The organism is Mesorhizobium sp. BHbdii (genome assembly GCF_053848045.1).
The window spans coordinates 1-495 of the sequence record NZ_JBSPKX010000148.1; the positions used below are offsets into that span (position 1 = coordinate 1).

The following is a 495-nucleotide window of genomic DNA, read 5'->3' on the forward strand; positions in this document are numbered from 1 at the left end:
CGCGCTTGGCGATCTGCTCCGGTGTCGCGTCCTTGCCCAGGATCGTCTTCAGCCGGTCCTGGTTGGCGACGACCGCGGTCGACATCTTGGTGACGGTGTAGCCGTTGGAGACGGTGGCGATCTTCTTGGAGTTGATCTCGTAGTTGGTGATCTCTTCCTTGCGGTCGTTCGCCGAGGTGGTTTGCGGGCCCTCGGTGCTGGTCGCCTGGGTCTCCGGCAGGTTCTGTTCGACGCTGGCCGGGGTCGAGGCCTGCTTCTGGTTGCTGTTCTCATTGGCGCGCACCGACTGCACCGAGCGCTCGACACGTGAATTCGGATCGAAGATCGTCTCCTCGGTCTGGCGGGTGTCGGTGTTGACCTCGGCCTTGTCGCTGGCGCGGAAATTGTCGGGCCCGAGATAGGGGGTGAGCGCGCGGCGGATGTTGTCGCCGATCTGTGCCTCAACGGTCTGCTCGACGCCGAGCGTGCGGGCAGCACTGGTGTTGGAAGGATCAT

General features: G+C 63.8%; 1 protein-coding gene. It reads right to left on the reverse strand.

The features are described from left to right. Positions 1-495, reverse strand: a 495-nt coding sequence (locus tag ACWTU8_RS32320) for a flagellar M-ring protein FliF C-terminal domain-containing protein (RefSeq protein ID WP_455851310.1), incomplete at both ends; no start/stop codon positions are given.